The sequence below is a fragment of the Rothia sp. 27098_8_29 genome, assembly GCF_041432785.1.
GTDB lineage: Bacteria > Actinomycetota > Actinomycetes > Actinomycetales > Micrococcaceae > Rothia > Rothia mucilaginosa.
On record NZ_JAPWAI010000010.1, the window covers coordinates 1 to 17,521 of the forward strand.

Sequence of the window (17,521 nt, forward strand, 5' to 3'; positions counted from 1 at the left end):
CTCGTCAAGGAAGTTGCTAAGAAGACTGACGACATCGCAGGTGACGGTACCACCACCGCTACCGTTCTGGCTCAGGCACTGGTCCGCGAGGGCCTGCGCAACGTGGCTGCTGGCGCTGACCCGCTGAGCCTCAAGCGCGGCATTGAGAAGGCTGTTGAGGCTGTGACCGAGGCTCTGCTCTCCTCCGCGAAGGAAGTTGAGACCGAGGAAGAGATCGCTGCAACCGCGTCTATTTCCGCTGGCGACGCTGAGATCGGCAAGCTCATTGCTGAGGCAATGGAGAAGGTCGGCAAGGAAGGCGTCATCACCGTTGAGGACTCCAACACTTTCGGTCTGCACCTCGAACTGACTGAGGGTATGCGCTTCGACAAGGGCTTCCTGTCCGGTTACTTTGTGACCGACCCGGAGCGTCAGGAAGCAGTCCTGGAGGACCCCTACATCCTGGTTGTGAACCAGAAGATTTCGAACGTTAAGGACCTCGTCCCCGTCCTGGAGAAGGTCATGCAGTCCGGCAAGCCGCTGCTGATCGTTGCTGAGGACGTTGAGGGTGAGGCTCTGGCTCTGCTGGTGCTGAACAAGATGCGCGGCTCCATCAAGTCTGTTGCTGTGAAGGCTCCGGGCTTCGGTGACCGCCGTAAGGCTCAGATGGCTGATATCGCTATCCTGACCGGTGGCCAGGTCATTACCGAAGAGGTTGGCCTGTCCCTGGACGCAGCAACCCTGGACATGCTCGGTTCCGCTCGCAAGGTCGTTGTGACCAAGGACGAGACCACCATCATCGAGGGTGCAGGCGACGCAGCGGCTATCGAGGGTCGTGTTGCTCAGATTCGCGCAGAGATCGCTAACTCTGACTCTGACTACGACCGTGAGAAGCTGCAGGAGCGCCTGGCTAAGCTCGCCGGTGGCGTTGCTGTGCTGAAGGCTGGTGCCGCGACTGAGGTTGAGCTGAAGGAACGCAAGCACCGCATTGAGGATGCTGTGCGTAACGCTAAGGCTGCTGTTGAGGAGGGTATCGTCCCCGGTGGTGGCGTTGCTCTGATTCAGGCTGGCGTGAAGGTCTTCGACAAGCTGGAGCTGACCGGCGATGAGGCGACCGGCGCGAACATTGTGCGCGTCGCTATTGACGCACCGCTGAAGCAGATTGCTGCTAACGCTGGCCTGGAGCCGGGCGTTGTGGTTGACCGCGTTCGTTCCCTGCCTGCTGGTACCGGTCTGAACGCTGCGACCGGCGAGTACGAGGACCTGATGGCTGCTGGTATTGCTGACCCGGTGAAGGTGACCCGTTCGGCTCTGCAGAACGCTGCGTCGATTGCTGGTCTGTTCCTGACCACTGAGGCTGTTGTTGCGAACAAGCCGGAGCCCGCTGGTGCGGCTGCTCCCGGTGCGGACGGCATGGCAGGCATGATGTAGTAGAAATTTATCCCTGATGGGGTAAATTTCTACGGAATCCGTGGCACGCGAAGCGTGACACGGTGGTGACCTAACGCTGGTACCCAAACCGGCGCAGGTCCATGCATCCGTATGAGGCGGGGGCGGCTACCCATGAAGGGTGGCCGCCCCCGCTTTTGTGTGCCCATGCGTCCTGTCCCGCCGATGGAGGCGGTAGAATGGCTCCTTATGGAATGCGCCTATTTTCGTGATGACCTCTGCTCCTCCTGCCCCAGCATTGAGACCGCCTACACCGCGCAGGTGCAGGCGAAGCAGGAGCACGCCCGCGCCCTGCTTGCCGCCCACCCGCAGCTGCAGTGGCTGGACCCGGTGACCAGTGCGGAGGCGGGCTTCCGCAACAAGGCGAAGCTCGTGGTGGGCGGTTCGGCGAAGAACCCGACCCTCGGCATCGTGGATTACCGTACGGGCGCCTCCACAGATCTTGGAGAATGCCCGCTCTATATGGAGCCGATTCAGGCGGCTATTCCGGTGCTGCACGAGCTGATTCAGCGCGCAGACCTGACCCCTTATGACATTCCGAATCGTCGCGGTGAGCTGAAGAATATTCTGGTAACTGCTTCGGCGGCGGGTGAGCTGATGGTGCGTTTCGTGTTGCGTTCGAAGAAGCTGCTGGTGCCGATTCGCCGCCAGATGGACTGGCTGCAGGAGCGGCTGCCGAACCTGGCGGTGCTGTCGGTGAACCTGCTGCGTGAGCCGGTGGCTCGCGTTGAGGGTGATGAGGAGATTATCCTTTCGGAGCGTCAGACCCTACCGATGCAGGTGAACGACCTAACCCTGCATTTGCGTCCGCAGAGCTTCTTCCAGACGAACACGAAGGTCGCCGAGGCGATGTACGCGCAGGGCCGTGAGTGGGTGCGTGAGGTGGCTCCGCGCTCGCTGTGGGACCTGTACTGTGGCGTGGGTGGTTTTGCTCTGCATGCCGCTTCGGTGATGGACGGCGGTTCGGTGACCGGTATTGAGATTAGTGCGGAGGCGGTCGCTTCGGCGCAGCGCACGGTGGCTGAGTACGGGCTGGAGGGCGTGGACTTTTCGGCGCAGGATGCGCCGGAGTTTGCGGTGTCTTCGGGCACGGTGCCGCAGATGCTGGTGGTGAATCCGCCGCGCCGCGGTATTGGTGAGAGCTTGTGCGCGTGGATTGAGGGTTCGGGTATTGACCGTGTGGTATATTCGAGCTGTAATGCGGTGACTTTGGCGAAGGATCTGGAGCGCATGCCTTCGTATGCGCCGGTGCAGGGCCGCGTGCTGGATATGTTCCCGCATACGGACCACTATGAGGTCATGGTGCTACTGCAGCGGCAGTAGAAGCTACAACTTTTGCTAAATATTATATATCTTCAGAATTGGCATTCTGTATTATTAGGGGTGACTTAAATATATGCTATTTTCTAAAATTGCTAGGCAAATAATTGCACTCGTTCCATTTGTTTTCATTGTGATGAATTCATTTCTCAAGGATGCTGGAAAATTTTTCTTTGGGTTAGAGCCTCGGGATAGTCTAGCGAATGTTGCAATTCTTGCTGGAATTTATTTTATATTATTATTTTTATACTCACTCTTGTATGGATTCATCTTGAATTTGCTTCACTCATTTATCTCCTCAATGTTGGAAAATGTGGGTGAGGGTGCAGTCTATCGAGAGAAGATAAGTATTGCCCTCTTTACAATTCGGTTGAAATATCTACTGAATAGGGCTTATGGATTTCTAAATTTGGGGATTACAATATACGGGTACCCAAATGAAAATGAAGTTTGGAAAGGTTTAAATAAGGCACCATTCTCGCACGCTATATTTGCAATATTTAAATTTCTGATTAGTGTCCCTGTGGTCGTTTCTTTCGCTCTTTCCTGTATCTCATTGGGTATTTTTAGTTTACCTAATCTATCGATGGAAGGGGTTCAAAACTTAATACTTCAATCATTGGGTATTAGAGTTGACTTGCTGGATTTGCTCTCAAAGTTGCCGCTGGTTGCCACATTGCTAGCCTTGGTGCCTACAGTCTTCTTCTTCTATTTTTATAGCCAGAAGCGCGATGTTCGAAAGATTATTGATAAAGAAAGCAATAAACACCTCGAAGAGTCTGTGCTATTATATGAGAATTTGAAGTTGTGGATTGATAAAAATTTGTACAACATATCAAATAATTATGGCTATGTTATTAGGGTTCAAAAATCAATTGTCTCCTCAAGGATGAAGAAGAGGGTTCCTAATTACTCGTCGTTAACGGGTGGCACTTGTATTATAATGAGAAATAATAATTTTCAATTTATTGAATTGCCTGAGGTTGATGATTTTACTCAAATTGTCAATGATCTATTGAGTGATAAATTACATAGATACTCCAGGTTAATTGCTCATAGAGATCACGACCTCTGGAAGCTTTATTGGGAGCTGTTGTCGCTAAAGGATTCCAAGAAAGTTCATTGGTTGTTCTATACGCGTTCTGGAGTTGAAAATTATATCTCTGAGCTGGCTGAATTGTCGCATAATATTGATAAAGAAATTTTTGAAAAGGAGTGTAAACATGAGTCCTCTATCTTGGCAAGTGATATATATAAAAAGCTCGAAATATTGTACTCGTTAAAGCGTGGAAGCGATGCCCTTAGGAAGTATCTTTACTCGTCAAGAACCGAGAAGGTTCTTGTAAGGGTTCTTCAAAAGGAAAAGTAGCGAGACATCTGACCTCAGGTGGAAAAGTCATTCAAATATAGCCTGGCCTTTTAGAGGGGGTTACGTAAAAAGAGCGGTGGCGCCTCGGACGGTTGTGTCCGAGGCGCCACCGCTTTTTCGCGCCTATTGTTGGGGATTTAGCGCTCTGTCGTTAGTCCTGCGCCGCGAGAATACCCGCCGCGTACGCCGCCTGACCCACGTGCTGTACCGCGTCGTCAATCATGCTGACCAGGCGCACACCGCGAGTCACCGCCGGAGTCCACGAACGGTCAATGATCTCACTCAAATCAGCCTCGCTCAGCGTCTGCGCGTAGGCCGCGAGCGCCTCGCCGGTTGCCACAAGGTACTCCACCAGCAGGGCAGAATCTGCAACCACGATGGAGCGTGCCTGCTCGGGGGTGTGGCCGTAACCTATGGTGTCGCCAAGCTCGCCCAGGTTGAAACGTTCCCTGAAGCCCTGAGCCTCCCAGACCTGCGGCTGACCGTTCAGAGCAGAAAGCTGCATGTCCATCTGTCGTCCGGCGTGCCAGAGCAGCCAGGCGATAGAGTTCGGGTGCCCGCACGGGTGGGCGTTGAGCGCCTCCGCTGATAGCCCTTTGACGGCTACGGCGGCCTCGATGCCGGGGCGGCTGGCGGCGTCACGCAGAATATCGTGGGTTTTCATGGAATCCTCCTGAATTTGCTGGCTTCCTTTAGGCCGGCTTCTTGTAGGGAGCCGGGTAGTTTTAGTCTACGCCCGCGTGGGCTGAGGTGTGGCTGTAGAGGAGGGGAGAGGGGACTTTGTGTTTATGGCGCACGTCATAGATATAAAACTTGACGGTGTAAGTTTTTACTGCCATAGTTGTACTTGTACTCGATACGGATACAACTAAGGTATGCGGCACACAACCCAGGAGGGGACATGGACACCAAATTCTCGGTAGCACTACACGTCCTAACGATGATCAGCGAAAGCGAAAAAACGCTCAGCTCCGAAGACCTCGCGCGTAGCGTCGGCACCAACGCCAGCTACATCCGCAAAATCATCACCCTCCTCAAAAAAGCAGACATCCTCAGCTCCCAGCGCGGCAAACCCGGCTACCAGCTCACCCGCCCGGCAGAGAACATTAGCCTCCTCGACATCTACCTTGCCGTCCAGGAAAGCCACAGTATCAACCTCTTCCACACGCACCACAACGCGAACGAAGAATGCCCGGTCGGCGCCCATATCCTCCAGGCGGTCAACCCCATCTTCGAAGAAACCCAGCGGCACCTGGCTCAAGACCTCGCACAGCAAAGCCTGAGCAACGTCATCACAAACCTCTACACCGCGGCAGGAAAAACCCCTCTCGCATAACCGGCTCAAACACAGCTAAACCCGGCACTAGAACTTACCGAATAACACCACACCCGAAAGGACCCCCATGAAGGCAGCACAGATCGTTTCTTACAACAAGAACAACATCGCCCTCACCGTCACCGACGTACCCGCACCCCGCCCCGGCGCACAGCAGGTACTCGTCAAGGTCAGCACCGCAGGCGTGAACCCCCTCGACAACATGATTTCCCGCGGTGAAGTCAAGCTCATCACCCCCTACGCCCTGCCCCAGATCGCAGGCAACGAAATCGTCGGCCGCGTAGAAGTCCTCGGCGAAGGCATCACCTCCTTCAAGGTCGGCGAACGCGTCTTCGCCCGCCTTCCGCTGAACAGCATCGGCGCTTTCGCAGAATACGTAGCCGTGGATGCGGCCGCCCTGGCTCGCGTACCCGAATACCTCAGCGACGAAGAAGCGGCGGGCGTTCCCCTGACCGCCCTGACCGTCATGCAGGCATTCGACCTGATGGGCGCCCAGCCCGGCAAGACCATCTTCATCTCCGGCGGTACCGGCGGTGTGGGTGCCATGGCAATTCCCCTGGCAAAGGCTAAGGGCCTGACCGTCATCACTAACGGTAGCGCCTCCGGTAAGGAGCGCGTGCTGGGTCTTGGCGCTGACCGCTTCATCGACTACAAGACCGAAAACTACGCTGAAACCCTCAGCGGTATCGACTACGTGCTCGACACCCTCGGCGGCGACGAGACTGAAAAGCAGATGAGCATCATGGCGCCCGGCGGTCAGCTCGTCTCCCTGCGCGGCATGCCCAACAAGGCATTCGCACAGCGCATGGGCATGCCCTTCTGGAAGCAGCTGCTCTTCGGCGCGGCAGGTCGCACCATGGACCGCAAGGCACAGAAGTACGGCGTGACCTACCACTTCATCTTCGTCGAATCTAACGGCGCGCAGCTGCAGCAGGTTGCTGACATCTTCGCTGAGCGTCAGATTAAGCCCTCCATCGACGCTGTCTTCCCCTTCGAAGACGTCAACGCCGCCCTGGACAAGGTCGCTAACGGCCGCTCCAACGGCAAGACCGTCATCTCCTTCACCGCATAAGCGCCTCACTCAACGAAAAGAAGAATCGTGTCTTACCTCGAAACCCCCACCCGCCACATCTCCGTCAACAACCAGAAGATTGCCTACCGAGAACTCGGCGAAGGCAACTCGGACATTCCGCTGGTCATGCTTGTGCACCTCGCCGCCACCATGGACGACTGGGACCCCAAACTGCTTGACCTGCTCGCTGAGCGCCAGCACCTAATCGTGATGGACCTGCCCGGCGTGGGTTCCAGCGAAGGCTCTGTTGCGACCACCATCCCCGGTATGGCTCACCAGGCAGCAGAAATTATTCAGGCCCTCGGCTACCAGAAGGTCAACCTGCTGGGCCTGTCCATGGGCGGCATGATCGCTCAGGAAGTTGTACGCGCCTACCCCGCCCTCATCAACCGCCTGGTGCTGGTCGGTACCGGCCCACGCGGCGGCGCAGGAATCGACGCCGTCACCGGAACCACCTTCGGCTACATGGCGCGTGCAGCCCGCGAGAAGATCAGCCCCAAGCGCTACATCTTCTACACCCACGACGCGCAGGGCGGTATTGAGGCGCAACGTGTACTGGACCGTATGGATGCCCGCACCGAGGCGCACCGCGGTGCCCCGATGAAGGTTGTCGGCTTCCTGCGTCAGCTGGTGGCTATTCGCCGCTGGGGCAAGCAGCCGCAGGACGATATGGCATACATTGCCCAGCCCACCCTCATCGTCAACGGTGAAACTGACATGATGGTGCCCAGCGTCAACTCCTACGATATGCACCGCAAGGTTGCCCAGAGCGAGCTGAAGATGTACCGCCGTTCCGGTCACGGTGCTCTCTTCCAGTGCGCAGATGAGTTCGCTGAGGACCTGCTGAAGTTCCTGGAAAGCTAGAGTCCCATACGAAGCCCCTACCATCCTGTGTAGTGCCTCCTGCGCAGCACCTCCTGTGCAGTGTGTCCAGCGCAGTGCGGTAGGGGCTTTGCTCATGTCCTAGCGGTGGGTGGGGGCGTGAATTGGGGTGGCAAGAAAAAATGTGGCGCACGGGAATAATACTCATTTCTTCCCGTTGAATTCTGCGAACACATCATCATCTAAATTTCACAGGAGAATAGTATGACCACCCCCGCTCACCTGCACTTTGACATGGTCGTCATCGGCTTCGGCAAGGGCGGCAAGACCCTCGCCGGCGCCTACGCCAAGACCGGCAAGAACGTTGCTCTCATCGAACAATCCACCGGCATGTATGGCGGCACCTGCATCAACATCGGTTGTGTACCCACCAAGGCGCTCGTGCACCGTGCCGACGAGTTCCGTGCCAGCGGCGAGCGCACCCTTGAAGAGGCAAACGCCGCCTACGAATCCGCCGTGGTTTTCCGTGACAAGCTGACCGGCATGATGCGCGCCAAGAACCGCGAAATCCTGCTGTCCAACGAGACTGCCAAGCTCATTGACGGTCACGCACGCTTCATCTCCGACACCGAGGTTGAGGTTACCGCGGGCGAGGACACCCTGCGCGTTACCGCCGACTACTTCATCGTCAACACCGGCGCCGTGTCGGTCATCCCGCCGATTGAGGGCGTCCGCGAATCTGAGCGTGTGCTCACCTCCACCGAGCTGCAGAAGCTCACCCCGCGCCCCAAGCGCCTGGGCATCATCGGTGGCGGCCCCATCGGTGTTGAGTTTGCCGGTATTTTCTCCTCCTACGGCACTGAGGTAACCATTCTGGACGGTGCCCCCGCCCTCTTCGGACGCTACGATGAGGACGTTGCCCAGGTTGCCCGCGAGATTATCGCAGATCAGGACATTACCGCTCATACCGGCGTGCGCGTGCAGTCCTTCAAGGACGGCGCTGACTCGGTGACCGTGACCTACCTCGACTCCGAGGGCGCTACTCAGCAGCTGGAGGTGGACTACGTGATGGTTGCAACCGGCCGCAAGCCCGCCACCGAGGGTCTGGGCCTGGAGAACACCAGCATCGAAACCAACGACCGCGGCGCAATTGTTGTGGATGAGCACCTGCGCAGCACCGTGCCGAACATTTTTGCGCTCGGTGACGTGAACGGCGGCCCGCAGTTCACCTACATTTCGCTGGATGACTACCGCGTGGTGCTTTCTCAGCTGGTTGGTGACGGTTCCCGCTCCACTAAGGACCGTAAGGCAGTGGCTTCGACCATCTACATGAACCCGCCGCTGTCCTCCGTGGGTCTGACTGAGCGTGAAGCAATCGAGGCTGGCCACAAGGTGAAGGTTGCTTCGAAGCCGGTCGCCGCAGTTGCTGCGATGCCGCGCGCTAAGACTATGGAGAACCCGCGCGGCATCATGAAGTTCGTGATTGACGCGCAGACCGACCAGATTCTGGGTGCCCAGCTGCTGGTAATCGAGTCCATGGAGGTTATTAACCTGGTGGCTCTGGCGATGCGCCACGGCATTACCGCTTCGCAGCTGCGCGATGAGATTTACACTCACCCCTCGATCACTGAGGGTCTGAATGAGGTTCTTGCCGTCGCGGTGCCCGTGAACTAGTCGAACTAGAATCGCGTCTGGATTCGCGGTTCGTATAGCGTTTCTGCTTGTCTGAGTGCTTCCCTGCCCGTTCCGCCCGTTGTGCTGTCAACGGAGGTACGGGTGGGGAAGCATTTTTGTTAAGGCTCATATATACCTAGTAGCTAAGCATGCCCTAAGATGGTTATGAGATAAGCGCAAGCTCACCGATTGGGTGGTCAGCGCGAGAGGGCTCGGAGGAGACACCCACTCGCTGCTACACCCACCACAGCGCACCGCCTGCGCCGCGCATACAACCGAAAACCAAAGGCACGAACCGGGAGAATCATGGCACTGCCCAAAATCAAGCCCTACACCTACGTCGACCGTGAACACAGCAACCGCGTGAGCTGGCCCGTGGACCCCTCCCGCGCTGTACTGCTCGTACACGACATGCAGGTACACTTCGTCCAGGCTTTCGAAGGGGCCAACCTGGGTGAGGGTAACAACAACCCGGACGCCCAGATTAACATCGCCATTCGGAACCTGCGCCGCCTCATTGACGCCGCCCACGCCGCCGGAATCCCGGTCTACTACACCGCACAGCCGCCGCGCCAGAACCCCGAAGACCGCCGTCTGCTCATCGACTTCTGGGGCGACGGCCTGCAGAACGACGAGTCCGCCCGCATCCTCGACGAACTGGCACCCACCGACCGCGACACCGTGCTGACCAAGTGGCGCTACTCCGCGTTCGTGCGCAGCCCCTTCGAGGACCTGCTCAAGGAGTCTGGCCGCGATCAGCTCATTATCGGCGGCGTGTACGCGCACATTGGCTGCCTGACCACCGCCCTGGAGGCGTTCATGCGCGATATTCAGCCGTTCATGGTCGCGGATGCGCTCGCCGACTTCTCGGAAGGTGAGCACCGCACGGCGTGCGAGTACGCTTCGGGTCGTTGCGCCCGCGTGCTGAACACCGCCGATGTACTTGCCGACCTGCATGCTGCAGAAGGTGCTGAGAAGGCTGAGACTGCTGAGAAGGCTGAGACTGCTGAGGAGGCGCGCGCATGAGCTGGGTCATTGTGACCGGCGCGAACGGCGGTATTGGTGAGGCAACCGTCCACCAGCTCATCAAGAACGGTTATTCGGTGTTTGCGGCTGACCTCGCGGAGCAGCCCATTGCCTCCTTCGGTACCTACGGGGACGCGATCTTCCGCTACCGCGCCGTAGACGTTACGAGCGAAGAGTCCGTCACCGCCCTCGCCAACGCTGTAGCGGCACTCGACGAACCCATCACCGGCGCGGTGCTCGCCGCGGGCATCGCCCACAGCCAGCCGCTACTGGAAACCAGTTTCGCCACATGGAAGCGTCTGCACGCGGTCAACTCCGACGGCGTGTTCCTGTGTCTGCGCGAATTCGCGCGCATCATGATTGACCAGCAGGAGAGCGACCCGGCGAACAGCCGCTCCCTGGTGACGGTCGCCTCCAACGCGGCACGTGTGCCCCGCGCGGAGTTTGGTGCCTACGGTGCATCGAAGGCCTCGGCGGCGCGCGTGAGTTCCAGCTTCGGTCTGCAGCTTGCCGCGCACGGTATTCGCGTGAACTCGGTCTGCCCCGGCACCACCCGAACCCCTATGGTGACTGACGCCTGGGAGGGCGAGGACCGCTCCGCCCTGCCGGTTGCCGGTAACCCGCAAACGTTCCGTCTGGGCATTCCGCTGCGCCGTATTGCCGACCCGGCGGATATTGCGGCGGTCAACGCCTTCCTCATCTCGGAGGCGGCCCGCCACATCACCATGCAGGAGATTGTCGCCGACGGCGGTGCGACCCTCTAACGGCACCCGGACTATACCTGGCGCCCACAATATACCCGCGCCCGCACTGTGCTCTATGCGCTCCCGGCGCGAACCCACACACCACTGATAGAAGTACGATGACGAACCTTCCCGACTTTATCTTTGCCACCGGCACCCGCGTACTGCGCGCGTCCGGTGCGATGACCCCTGTCACCTTCGATAATGCCCTGGACGAGGCGAAACGTGCCGGTAGCGCCGTCGTGGGTCTGATTCCTTTTGACCCGGACATGCCCGCCTACCTCTTCGTGCCCGAACGCCTGGAGGAGCAGCAGGTACCGGTCCCCGATCAGACCGTGGCGCTTGCTGAGCCGGTATCGGTCACCGGCCGGCAGAACGACCGGTTCCGTGCCGCCGTGGCGACCGCCGTGGAGCGCATGAAGGCCGGTGAGCTGAGCAAGATCGTGCTTTCGCGTGTGCTCACCGCCCGCTACGCACCCGGCGCTCTCAACCTGGAGGCGCTGTACAACAACCTGCGCGCCCAGCAGCGTTCCGCGTTCAACTTTGCGGTGCGCCTGCCCGACGGCGAGCGCGGTATGAGCGGAAGCTACCTGATGGGTGCCTCCCCGGAGCTGGTGTTCCGCACCGAGGGCCGCGCCTTCAAGACCCACCCGCTTGCCGGTAGCGCCCCGCGCATTGCCGAGCCCGGTAGCGCCGAGGACGAGGCGATTCGTGACCGCCTGTTCGCCTCGCCGAAGGACCGCCACGAGCACGCCTACGTCATCAACGACATTGCCGAGCGCCTGGCACCCATCGCCGAGGAGCTGAACGTGCCGCAGGTGCCCTCGCTGCTGCAGACCCCGCAGCTGTGGCACCTGGCGACCCCCATCGACGGCGTGCTGAAGGAGGGGCTGACCTGCCTGGACGGTGCCCGCGCGATCCACCCGACCCCCGCGATTTGCGGTGCCCCCACTGAGAAGGCGCTGGAGCTGATTCGCCAGCTGGAGTCTTTCGAGCGCCGCTACTTTGGCGGCCTGGTCGGCTACATGGACGCCGAGGGTAATGGCGAGTGGGCGCTGGTGCTACGCTGTGCCCAGGTCAGCCCGGACGAGGCGGTGCTGTACGCGGGTGCGGGTATTGTGGCTGAGTCCGACCCGGAGCTGGAGCACACGGAGACCGGCACGAAGCTCGGTAGCTTCGGCCGCGCCCTGGGCGTGGAGACTCTGGGCGAAGATACGCCCTAAAACTCTTTTCGAACCGCCCCGCGCGGGGTGGAAGCGACCGAACGCGCTCGCTGGCATGGCGGGCGCGTTCCGTCGTTGTATGAGTTGGTAGGGGATTGAGCGTGGCTAATCGGTGAGCAGGCGCTTGAGCTCCAGGGGAGTGGCCACGGGCAGAAGCTCGACCTCAACCTGCGCGGGATCGCCCTCGGCGGGGTTCTCAACGGCCAGGGCGATGAGCATCTTCTGCACGTGCTCGGGGTTCTCCGCGTCGGGGAGCGCCACGGGTACCCACTGCAGGCTAAAGCTTCGCTCGGCAGCCTCGCCACCCTGATTACCGCCCTGATCGCCGCCGCCCTGAGCCGCGGGCGCGCTAAAGGTCGCTTGGGCGGTCAAGCTGTCCTGAGTCAGTACGCGCAGGGCGCCAGGCTCGGGGGTGCCACCGCCCAGAAGGTCCCCCGGGACCTCCTCGTTCATGGCAAGTTCGAGCGCATCCAGCAGGCCATCGGTGAGCTGCACCCGAACCAGGGACGGCACTACGCTCAGGCCGTGGCCGGTCGCCTTGAGTACCGCCTCCTTAGCGGTCCACAGCGCCACAGAGAGCAGGTGCAGTACGGGCGCGGGGCGTTCCTGCGCCACCCGCTCATAGAACGTGCGTTCTTCATCGGAGAGCGCCAGGCGCGCAAAACCGGAGAACAAGCGAGCATCCAGGGTCTCAACATCCACGCCGAGCACCGCCGAGGAATTACGGCTAAACGCACCCACCACCAGCGGATTCACCTGCGACATATTGAAATTTACGCCCGCAATACGCGGCTTACCGTGCTTCTTACCGCTGGTGCACAGGGTGCAGGAACGATTCACCTCAATCTCAGAAGCAGCACTGGACGGCACATCCAGACGAGCTGCCGCCATAGCGCGCATGAGCGCCTGAGTGCTCAGGTAGCTGACCGCCGCCGTGGAGGTCGGCAACTGCGCCGCATGCTGCTGCTCAGCAAGCCCCAGGTAGCTCAACCAGCTAAAACGCAGGGAACCGTACATCGTGCGGGTGGGAAGAGCGAAAATCTGCACGCGCTCGCTCGGGCGGACGGTAGGGCGCTCCGGGCGCTGTGCGCTGGGTGTTTCGGGGGCAGAATAGCTCATAGGTTTAGTGTACCCGCCCGGCTATGGTGGGCTCCTATAGGTTGTCCACAGCCGTGACCGCGCGCTACGCACCCTCGCCGCCGGTGCGGTAAAGTCATCACAGACATCATTACGGACTGCCGCCTGCACGCTAGAGGGGTGGCAGCTTAGAAAGAAGGTACCGTGAACAGCACGCAAGAAATCATTGCCGCCGCAGACGGCTCGGCGCTGGGCAACCCCGGACCGGCGGGCTGGGCATGGTATATCGACGACGACCACTGGGCGAGCGGCGGCTGGGCGCACGGCACCAACAACATGGGTGAGCTCAAGGCGGTCTTGGACCTGTTCGAGGCGACCGCATCCCGCCCGGAGGCGAAGCTGCGCGTGTACTGCGATAGCCAGTACGTCATTAACTCGCTGACCAAGTGGATGCCCGGCTGGAAGAAGAAGGGCTGGAAGAAGTCTGACGGCAAGCCCGTGCTCAACCGCGACCTGCTGGAGGCGCTGGATCAGGCGCTGACCGGCCGCGACTACGAGTTTATTTGGGTGAAGGGCCACGCGGGTCACGAGCTCAACGAGAAGGCGGATTCCCTGGCGAATGGTGCCGCGCGCGCCTATCAGGAGGGCCGCGAACCTGCGCACGGCCCCGGCTTCGGTGCCTCTGGTGAACCTGCCGCTGAACCTGTTGAGGCACCGATTGTGAACGCTCCCGCGGCTGAGCCTGTACTTTCTGAATCTTCGGCGGATGCCCACCTGCCCGTACAGGAATTCACCGCAGCCGAGATTGAGAACGCCCAGCGCGGCGTGGAGAGCCTGCGCCTATCAGGTCTGCTGCGCCCCGCCTCCGCGGTGAACGCCCCCGATCCGGAGGCGGTTCGCACCCGCAAGGAGCAGCTGGCGCTCGCGGCGGAGCGTGCCGCCGAGCATGACGCAAAGGTGCTGGCTCGCCAGCAGGAGACCGCTCAGCAGGCATCCACTGCCGCGCAGGCGGAAGAAGAGGATGACCTGACCGGTCTGGAAGAGTTCGCCGGCATGGATCCGAACGATGTTGACCCGGCGGAACTGCTGGGTGAGACCGAAGGACATGCAGAAGAGCAGGCGGTAGATCCGGCCGCGGAGCCCGTTCAGGATGCTCCCGCTCAGCCTGCTCCTTCCCAGCCCGCTGAGCCCGCACCGTCTGCTCCTGCGGCACCCGCTCTGAACCCCGAGGAAGCCGCCGCCGCAGAACAACTACTCGAAAGCCGCGGCTCCGTCATGGAGGCGGCGCAGCTGGAGTCCATGCTGCACGAGCGTCTGGTGTGGGTGACCGCTACCGGCAAGTCGGTGTCCCGCTCCTCGGTGCTGCAGTACCGCGAACGCGCCTTCACTCAGCAGGGTGCCCCGCTCAAGCAGGGTGTGCAGGTACTGGATTCTTCCAGCGTGCTGGTCATGGCGGCGGTTGCGACCGCGCGTGGTCGCGTGAGCCGTTCGAGCATCTGGCATTACGACGCTGAGCGCGGCCTGTGGCGTCTGCGTTTCCGTCAGGAGACCCCTGCTTCCTAAAGCTCAGCTCCTAAGGCTCTGCTCCTAAGGAATGGGCTCTTGGGCCCAAAGATTTCTGTACATTAAAACCCCGCCGCATCCTCACTTTCGAGGATGTGGCGGGGGTTTCTCAATAGATGTTCGCCGCCTTCTGGCGAATCTAGCGGGCGGTGTGCTGTGCGTCCGGGACCTTTTAGCTGCCCGGTCTGCCGCCTGCCTGCGGGTGGGCCTTAGAATCTGTAGCCCGGACCCCTTAGCCGACGAACATGGAGGCGTTAGCCTGCTCGGTGTCTGCGTAGTTTACGCCTGCGCGGGTGAGTGCCTCGTTGATCTGGGTGATGGATGCTTCGACCTGGCGCTGGGTTGCATGCCACTGGTCCAGTACGCCCTGGAAGTTAGCGGATGCGGAGCCGGTCCAGGAGCTCTGCAAATCGTGCAGGGATGCGGTCATACCGTTGACGTCTGCGGTGATGGATGCGACGTAGGATCGTGCCTGTGCGCTCTTGGCTGCGATGACTTCGGAATCGACATTGAACTGTGCCATGGTTTTTCTCCTTTGAGATATGTGAGATAGGTGGGGCGGTTGCCCCGTGGTGGTGCTTGGGGTTTGGATCTCTGGAAGGGTTGAGTTCCTGACCGGAAGCTTGTTATCACTATATCTTTCAAAATGCATCAAATGAGCTGAAAAGTGATTATTAAATAAATCTGTGGATAAACCCGATAGAATCACTCCGGCATCTCGAAAGAATCGAAAACCCTCCCGAAAATGACGCCGCCATGACGCGCACTCGGTTGCTCCCGCTGTTCTTTAGCCGCGCCGCTCCTTCTTACTCACGCTCTCTTTACTCGCGCCGCCGCGAGTTATCATCCCGCCTCCGGCGCACAGCAAAACCCCCGAACCGTAGAACACTCAAGTTCCACAATCCGGGGGTTTATGCGTCAGTGCTATTTCATCAGCTGATCGTCCGAGACGGGCGGCGGATAGAACGGCAAAGAAATCACGAAGGTAGCGCCGCCACCATCGGTCTCTTCAATGTGAATCCTGCCCTCATGCTGCTCGATAATCGCAGCCACAATGGACAGACCCAGACCCGTACCGCCGGTCTCACGCGAACGTGAAGCATCGGTGCGGTAGAAACGCTCGAAGACGCGCTCGCGGTCCTCGCCGTGAATACCGGGGCCGTGGTCGCGCACCTCCAGCACGGACAGCGGGAAGCCGGGAACCTCTTCGCGCACGCCCACCGCAATCTCCAGGGGAGAACCGTCGGGGGTATAGCGCATGGCGTTGGTTAGCAGGTTCGCCACGACCTGACGCAGGCGTGATTCGTCGCCGAGCACGGTTGCGGAGGTCGGTGCCACCTCTTCGTTCAGACCCACCAGGGACACTGCACGATCGGGCGCCGTAGCGTAGGCGTCGTTACTAGCGTCCACCGCCAGGTTGAACAGGTCGAAGGGTGCCAGCTTGGATTCGCGGCGCTCATCAATACGCGCCAGGGTCAGCAGGTCTTCCACGAGCTGACCCATACGCTTGGACTCCGATTCGATGCGGCTCATCGCGGTAGCGACAGCCTCGTCGGTCGGTAGCGCACCCTGACGGTACAGCTCCGAGTAACCTCGAATACTGACCAGAGGGGTGCGCAGCTCATGCGAAGCGTCACCCACGAAGCGGCGCATTTTCGCCTCGCTCTTCTCGCGGGCTTTGAAGAGCATTTCAATCTGGGTGAGCATCGTGTTCAGCGAAACCGCGAGGTTACCGATCTCGTTGCTGGGGTTGTAGTCCTCAATACGCTGAGAGAGGTCACCGGCAGCGATCTTGGCGGCGGTTTGCTCCACGCGAGCCAGCGGCTCGAAGGTGCGGGTCACAATCACCCAGGTCATTGCAATCGCGGAGGCGAGGGTCGCCAAACCAAACGCGAAGGTCAGCACACCTACGAGGGCGACCACCTGGTTCGTTTGTTTCAGCGGCATGGCAATAACCATGGATGCCGCCTCCGTCAGCCCAGAAGAATCTTTCGATTCAATGGGCACGGCGAGCACACGCCAATCGGAGGAGCTGCCCACCGAATTGACGGTGACTGCCTCCTCGTTTTGCTTGCGAACCTTCTCTTCGGTCCAGCCTTGCAGCGCCGGCTCGCTGAACTGTTCGCTGTCCTCGGACTTGAGCGAGTACAGTACGTTGCCGTCCTTGTCGAGCAGGTACAGGCGGTAGGTGCTCAGGGATTGTTCCTGGTTGCCGGAGGGGCGCACGGTCGCCAGCTGCACGAGTGAGGGGGCGCTGTTCTTCATCTCTTCATCCAGCTGGTGCACCATCTGGGCGCGCAGAGCGGAAATCGCTACCAGGCTCGTCACCGCAATGGAGAGGGCGATGAGCATGGAGGTGATGAGCACCAGCTGGGTGCGAAGGGAAAGAGACTGGGGGATCCGGTCGAGGGGTTTGAGCGCCACGTTAGCCTCGAGAACCGCGAATCATGTAGCCCACACCGCGCTTGGTATGGATGAGCGGCTCGTGGTTTTCACGGTTGTTGTCGATCTTGCGGCGCAGGTACGAAATGTAGGACTCAACGATGGAGGAGTCGCCGTTGAAGTCGTACTCCCACACGTGGTCGAGAATCTGCGCCTTGGACAGCACGCGGTTGGCGTTGAGCATCAGGTAGTGCAGCAGGTTGAACTCGGTGGGGGAGAGGTCAATCTCTTCGTCACCGAGGAACACTTCGTGGGTGTCCACGTTCAGGGTGAGGGCGTCAACGCGCAGTACGGCGTCGTCCTCTTCCTGGACGCTGCGGCTACGGCGCAGAATGGCGCGGATGCGGGCGATTACCTCGTCGAGGGAGAAGGGCTTGGTGACGTAGTCGTCACCGCCGGCACCCAGACCGGTCACCTTGTCTTCGG

The 17,521-nt window shown here is 59.9% G+C and carries 16 protein-coding genes; 11 read left to right on the plus strand and 5 right to left on the minus strand.

The genetic code is table 11. The features are described from left to right. From groL to O3649_RS08655, 3 genes are all read left to right on the plus strand, one after another. Window positions 1–1,410 (plus strand): chaperonin GroEL (gene groL, locus O3649_RS08645; protein ID WP_371573796.1); only part of this gene is annotated, 1,410 nt, incomplete at its 5' end. A gap of 207 nt (window positions 1,411–1,617) precedes the next feature. Continuing rightward, on the plus strand, window positions 1,618–2,751 hold the full coding sequence (gene rlmC, locus O3649_RS08650) for a 23S rRNA (uracil(747)-C(5))-methyltransferase RlmC (RefSeq protein WP_311449027.1): 1,134 nt from the start codon (window positions 1,618–1,620) through the stop codon (window positions 2,749–2,751). 73 nt (window positions 2,752–2,824) lie between these two features. Continuing rightward, window positions 2,825–4,117, plus strand: a complete 1,293-nt coding sequence (locus tag O3649_RS08655; protein WP_371573798.1) for a hypothetical protein — start codon at window positions 2,825–2,827, stop codon at window positions 4,115–4,117. Window positions 4,118–4,268: 151 nt separating this feature from the next. Here the strand turns inward: O3649_RS08655 and O3649_RS08660 are convergent, their stop codons facing one another. Further along, on the minus strand, window positions 4,269–4,781 hold the full coding sequence (locus tag O3649_RS08660) for a DinB family protein (protein WP_371573800.1): 513 nt from the start codon (window positions 4,779–4,781) through the stop codon (window positions 4,269–4,271). 237 nt (window positions 4,782–5,018) lie between these two features. On the opposite strand from O3649_RS08660, the gene O3649_RS08665 reads away from it, so the two are divergent. The 7 genes from O3649_RS08665 to O3649_RS08695 all read left to right on the plus strand — a co-directional run bounded on the left by O3649_RS08665 (window position 5,019) and on the right by O3649_RS08695 (window position 12,013). Next, window positions 5,019–5,453: an Rrf2 family transcriptional regulator gene (locus O3649_RS08665; protein WP_371573802.1), complete on the plus strand. Its 435-nt coding sequence runs from the start codon at window positions 5,019–5,021 to the stop codon at window positions 5,451–5,453. Window positions 5,454–5,520: 67 nt separating this feature from the next. Further along, window positions 5,521–6,525, plus strand: a complete 1,005-nt coding sequence (locus tag O3649_RS08670) for an NADP-dependent oxidoreductase (protein WP_371573804.1) — start codon at window positions 5,521–5,523, stop codon at window positions 6,523–6,525. A 27-nt stretch (window positions 6,526–6,552) separates the two neighbouring features. Then, window positions 6,553–7,389 carry an alpha/beta fold hydrolase gene (locus O3649_RS08675; RefSeq protein ID WP_070633690.1) on the plus strand — a complete coding sequence of 279 codons (837 nt, stop codon included), beginning with the start codon at window positions 6,553–6,555 and terminating at the stop codon, window positions 7,387–7,389. A gap of 222 nt (window positions 7,390–7,611) precedes the next feature. Further along, window positions 7,612–9,021 carry an FAD-dependent oxidoreductase gene (locus tag O3649_RS08680; protein ID WP_049363484.1) on the plus strand — a complete coding sequence of 470 codons (1,410 nt, stop codon included), beginning with the start codon at window positions 7,612–7,614 and terminating at the stop codon, window positions 9,019–9,021. 306 nt (window positions 9,022–9,327) lie between these two features. Beyond that, window positions 9,328–10,047: an isochorismatase family protein gene (locus O3649_RS08685; protein WP_049363482.1), complete on the plus strand. Its 720-nt coding sequence runs from the start codon at window positions 9,328–9,330 to the stop codon at window positions 10,045–10,047. After that, complete coding sequence (locus tag O3649_RS08690) at window positions 10,044–10,811, plus strand: SDR family oxidoreductase (protein ID WP_070630024.1); 768 nt, start codon at window positions 10,044–10,046, stop codon at window positions 10,809–10,811. Before O3649_RS08685 ends, O3649_RS08690 begins: the two co-directional genes overlap by 4 nt. 98 nt (window positions 10,812–10,909) lie before the next feature. After that, window positions 10,910–12,013 carry an isochorismate synthase MenF gene (locus tag O3649_RS08695; RefSeq protein WP_371573807.1) on the plus strand — a complete coding sequence of 368 codons (1,104 nt, stop codon included), beginning with the start codon at window positions 10,910–10,912 and terminating at the stop codon, window positions 12,011–12,013. Between the two features lie 105 nt (window positions 12,014–12,118). Here O3649_RS08695 and O3649_RS08700 read toward each other — a convergent pair whose 3' ends face one another. Continuing rightward, the gene (locus O3649_RS08700) at window positions 12,119–13,132 is read right to left on the minus strand and encodes a 4'-phosphopantetheinyl transferase superfamily protein (protein WP_311469519.1); all 1,014 of its coding nucleotides are present in this window, start codon (window positions 13,130–13,132) and stop codon (window positions 12,119–12,121) included. Between the two features lie 162 nt (window positions 13,133–13,294). Here O3649_RS08700 and O3649_RS08705 point away from each other — a divergent pair, with 162 nt between their 5' ends. Then, entirely contained in the window at window positions 13,295–14,653 is a 1,359-nt protein-coding gene (locus O3649_RS08705) for an RNase H family protein (RefSeq protein WP_371573810.1), read from the plus strand. A gap of 232 nt (window positions 14,654–14,885) precedes the next feature. Here the strand turns inward: O3649_RS08705 and O3649_RS08710 are convergent, their stop codons facing one another. The 3 genes from O3649_RS08710 to O3649_RS08720 all read right to left on the minus strand — a co-directional run. Further along, window positions 14,886–15,176 carry a WXG100 family type VII secretion target gene (locus O3649_RS08710; protein ID WP_005504526.1) on the minus strand — a complete coding sequence of 97 codons (291 nt, stop codon included), beginning with the start codon at window positions 15,174–15,176 and terminating at the stop codon, window positions 14,886–14,888. Between the two features lie 401 nt (window positions 15,177–15,577). Further along, window positions 15,578–17,077 (minus strand): sensor histidine kinase, encoded by a 1,500-nt coding sequence (locus tag O3649_RS08715; protein ID WP_049353228.1) that lies wholly within the window; start codon window positions 17,075–17,077, stop codon window positions 15,578–15,580. 1 nt (window position 17,078) lies between these two features. Further along, a partial coding sequence (locus O3649_RS08720; RefSeq protein ID WP_371573812.1) for a winged helix-turn-helix domain-containing protein occupies window positions 17,079–17,521 on the minus strand: 443 nt, incomplete at its 5' end.